This window comes from Nocardioides sp. (assembly GCF_035429765.1).
GTDB lineage: Bacteria > Actinomycetota > Actinomycetes > Propionibacteriales > Nocardioidaceae > Nocardioides.
On record NZ_DAOMFK010000249.1, the window covers coordinates 1 to 3,855 of the forward strand.

General features: G+C 76.8%; 3 protein-coding genes. All 3 read right to left on the minus strand.

Annotation, left to right across the window (positions count from 1 at the left end; genetic code table 11):
- Positions 1 to 220: 220 nt before the first annotated feature.
- The 3 genes from menD to PLP61_RS15540 are packed head-to-tail and all read right to left on the minus strand — an operon-like array spanning position 221 to position 3,839.
- Positions 221 to 1,879, minus strand: coding sequence for a 2-succinyl-5-enolpyruvyl-6-hydroxy-3-cyclohexene-1-carboxylic-acid synthase (gene menD, locus PLP61_RS15530; protein WP_324503663.1), 1,659 nt, complete (start codon positions 1,877 to 1,879; stop codon positions 221 to 223).
- Complete coding sequence (locus tag PLP61_RS15535) at positions 1,876 to 2,826, minus strand: o-succinylbenzoate synthase (protein WP_324503664.1); 951 nt, start codon at positions 2,824 to 2,826, stop codon at positions 1,876 to 1,878. Before PLP61_RS15535 ends, menD begins: the two co-directional genes overlap by 4 nt.
- Positions 2,823 to 3,839, minus strand: coding sequence for an AMP-binding protein (locus PLP61_RS15540; protein WP_324503665.1), 1,017 nt, complete (start codon positions 3,837 to 3,839; stop codon positions 2,823 to 2,825). The genes PLP61_RS15535 and PLP61_RS15540 overlap by 4 nt, the downstream gene beginning before the upstream one ends.
- Positions 3,840 to 3,855: the final 16 nt, after the last annotated feature.

Sequence of the window (3,855 nt, forward strand, 5' to 3'; positions counted from 1 at the left end):
GCTGAGTCCGGGGCGCAACTCAACCGGATCCGGGGCGCAACTCAACCGGGCCCGGGGCGCAACTCAACGGGGGGCGGGGCGCAACCCAACCGGGTCCGGGGCGCAACTCAACCGGGTCCGGGGCGCAACTCAACCGGGTCCGGGGCGCCACTCAACGGGGCCCGGGGCGCAACTCAACCCCGGGGTAGGAGCGGCGCCACCAGGGGGAGGGCGACCTCCCTCAGCGTGCCGGCTCCCCGGCCAGCCCGCGGATGCGCGCGTCGAGGTCGCGCCGGTCGTCGCGGCGTACCACGGCCTCCACCACCTCGAGTCCGCCGTGCGGGCTGGCGAGCGCCTGCTCGAGCTCGGCGAGGGTGCCCACCCGCCGGTGGGGGGTACGGGTGGCGGCGCAGAGACTGCCCACTTCCACCCCGTGCGGGGTGGCGAAGAGCCGGTCGAAGCGATCGGCGTACGCCGGGTCGCCCTGCTCGAGCATCGCGAAGATCGAGCCGCCGTCGTCGTTGACGACCACGATCGTCAGGTCCGGGCGTGGCTCGTCGGGCCCGAGGACCAGGCCGGTCGAGTCGTGGAGGAACGTCACGTCGCCCATCAGCGCCAGCGCGCGGGTGGAGCGGCGGCCGAGTGCGGCGCCGACGGCGCTGGAGACGGTGCCGTCGATGCCGGCAAGCCCCCGGTTGGCGAGGACCTTGCGCCGGTCGCCGACGGCGTACGGCGCGACCATCAGGTCCAGGTCGCGGATCGGGCTCGAGGCACCCACGTGCAGCAGCCCGCCGGGAGGGACGGCGCGACTGACCGCGCCGGCGACCTCGTACGGCGTCAGCCCCGGCTCGGCGGCCAGCAGGGCGTCGAGCCGCTGGCCCACACGGCGGTCCGCGGCGCGCCACTCCTCCAGCCAGCCGGGGTCGTCGGGCGCCTCGACGGTGGGCCGCGGCGTCAGTGGGCCGGACACCGGGAACGGCCGGTCGGCCCACATCCCCGGGGTCGGTGCCGCCCACACCTCGACGTCCGGTCTGGCGAGAAGCCTGGACACCGGCCGGCTCAGGGTGGGGTGCCCGAACACCAGCACCCGTTCGATCCGCCGGCCCGGCTCCCCGTCCAGGAGCAGCCGGTAGCAGCGCACCGCGTGGTCCCCGGTGCGGCACCCAGCCGTCGGCTCCGCGAGCAGCGGCCAGCCCGCCCGCTCGGCCAGGATCCGGGCCCCCGGTCCGGCGTCGTCCCCGGCCACCACCACGGTGCGCGGGCCGATCGGAACCACCTCGACCGGAGGGCCCTCTTCCGGCCTGCTCGTGGTGCCGGGCACGTCCGGGGAGCGCAGGTCTGGGAGCCACCGGTCCCCGGGCGCGGGCAGCAGCGGCTCGTCGAGCTGCACGTTCAGGTGCACCGGCCCGCCTCCCGGGCGGCTGAACGGCCCTGGCTCGGGGAGGGTCGCGGTCCCCAGCAGCGCGGCGAGCGGGGTCGCCTCGAGCGGCGCGGACAGGTCCAGGCTCGGCGCCGCAGGGCCGAGGACACCGACCTGGTCGGTGGTCTGGTTGGCGCTGGTGCCGCGCAGCCGGCCCGGGCGGTCCGCGGTCACGGCCACGAGCGGAAGTCCCGAGTGCGCGGCCTCGAGGACCGCCGGGTGCAGGTTGGCCACGGCCGTCCCCGAGGTGGTGAGGACGGCGGCGCGGGCGCCCACCCGGGTCAGCCCCAGTGCCAGGAAGCCGGCGGTGCGCTCGTCGAGCCGCGTGTGCAGTCGCACCAGGCCGGCCGCAGCGGCGTCGTACGCCGCGAAGGACAACGGCGCGTTGCGGGAGCCGGGGCACACCACCACCTCGCGTACGCCGGCCTCGACCAGCGCCTGGAGGACCCGGCGGGCCAGCTCGGTGGACGGGTTGCTCACGAGCGACGATCCTGCCGCAGCGCGTGCACCTCGGCCAACCGGTCAGCCCAGTGCCGGACCCGGTCCTCGCCGGCCGCGACCCGGGCCAGGGCCCGGGGATCGACCTCCGGACGGGTGACCGGCAGGGCCCCGGCCACCGGCAGCAGGGGGGTCGTCACGACGTCGTCGGTGAGCAGCTGGCCGGTCGCCAGGCCGCAGGCGTGGCGCAGCTCGGGCAGCGCGGCGGCGAGCGCGACCCCGGCCGCCAGTCCGACGGAGGTCTCCAGCGCGGAGGAGACCACCACCGGCAGACCGAGGTCCTCGGCGATCCGCAGGCAGGCGCGGACGCCGCCCAGGGGCTGGACCTTGAGCACCGCGATGTCGGCCGCGCCCAGGTCACGCACCCGGTAGGGGTCGGCGGCGCGGCGGATCGACTCGTCGGCGGCCACGGGGACGTCGACGGCACGCCGGACCGCCGCCAGCTCCTCGACCGTGGCGCACGGCTGCTCGACGTACTCCAGGCCGCCCGCGGCCCGGTCCAGCACCCGCAGCGCGGCGACCGCCTGGTCGACGTCCCAGAGCCCGTTGACGTCGATCCGCACCAGACCCCGGGGGCCGAGCGCGTCCCGCACCGCCTCGAGCCGGGCCTGCTCCTCGGCCAGGGTCTGGCCCGGCTCACCCACCTTGACCTTGGCCGTCGTGCAACCGCCGCGGCGGACGATCGCGTGCGCCTGCGCGGGGCCGACGGCGGGGACGGTCACGTTGACCGGCACGTGGTCCCGCAGCGGCGGGGGCCAGTCGCCGGCGGCCGCCTCCTCGGCGCAGCGCAGCCAGGGCTCGGCGACCTCGGGGGGGTACTCCAGGAACGGACTCCACTCCGCCCACCCGGCCTCGCCCCGCAGCAGCACTCCCTCGCGGACGGTGATCCCACGGAACCGGGTGCGCAGCGGGATTGACCAGACCCTCATGCCAGCTCCTGCAGCCGCAGCCGGTCCACCTTGCCGTTGTCTAGCAGCGGCAAGGCGTGCAGATGGACCACGGTGCGCGGCGCCCAGGTGCGCGGGTGCACCTGGCCGACCCAGTCCCGCGCCTGCTCGGTCGTCAGGTCACCCACCACGAAGGCCACCACGCGCTGCCCCCACTCCGGGTCGGGCACCCCGACCACCTCGACCGCCCGCACGTCCGGGTGGGCGCGCAGCCGCGCGGCCACGGCCGGGGTGGGCACGTTCACCCCGCCGCTGACCACGACGTCGTCGAGCCGCCCCAGCACCTGCAGCCGGCCGTCCTCGTCGAGCCGGCCCGCGTCGGCGGTGAGGAACCAGCCGTCGACGAGGCACTCCGCGGTGAGCCCAGGGTCGTCCTGGTAGCCGTCGAAGAGCGTCGGCCCGCCGATCCGGACCCGGCCGTCCGCGGCGAGGGCCACGGCCACCCCGTCGAGGGGTACGCCGTCGTACACGCAGCCGCCCGCGGTCTCGGAGGCGCCGTACGTCGCCACCACGTGGAGGCCCGCCACCTCGGCGCGGCCCCTCAGGTCCTGGTCGACGGGGCCGCCACCGACCAGGACCGTGTGCAGCCGGCGGAGGCCCGCGGTCTCCTCGGGCGAGTCCAGCAGCCGGTAGAGCTGGGTGGGCACCAACGAGGTGAACAGCGGCGGATCGCCCGCCGTTCGCGCCGGGGCGGCGAAGGTGGGGGTGAGCAGGGGGGCGTGGCCGGCCACCAGGGAGCGGCAGACGACCTGGACGCCGGCGACGTACGACGCGGGCAGGGCCAGCAGCCAGCGACCCTGCGCCCCCAGCCGCCGGGCCGAGGCGTGCACCGAGGCCAGCACCGCGTGGCGCGAAAGCACCACCCGCTTGGGCCGGCCCGTGGAGCCCGAGGTCTCCACCACCAGCGGCTCCGGCTCCTCGGGCCGGGCGAGCCAGGCGTCGAGCGCGGCCACGATCTCGGGGGCCGGGCCGGACACCGGACGCAGGGAGGTCACCCCCGCAACCTAACCG

Bases quoted from the DNA above. Each gene is read 5' to 3' on its own strand.
- PLP61_RS15535 (WP_324503664.1), bottom strand. From the start codon at position 2,826: ATGAGGGTCTGGTCAATCCCGCTGCGCACCCGGTTCCGTGGGATCACC.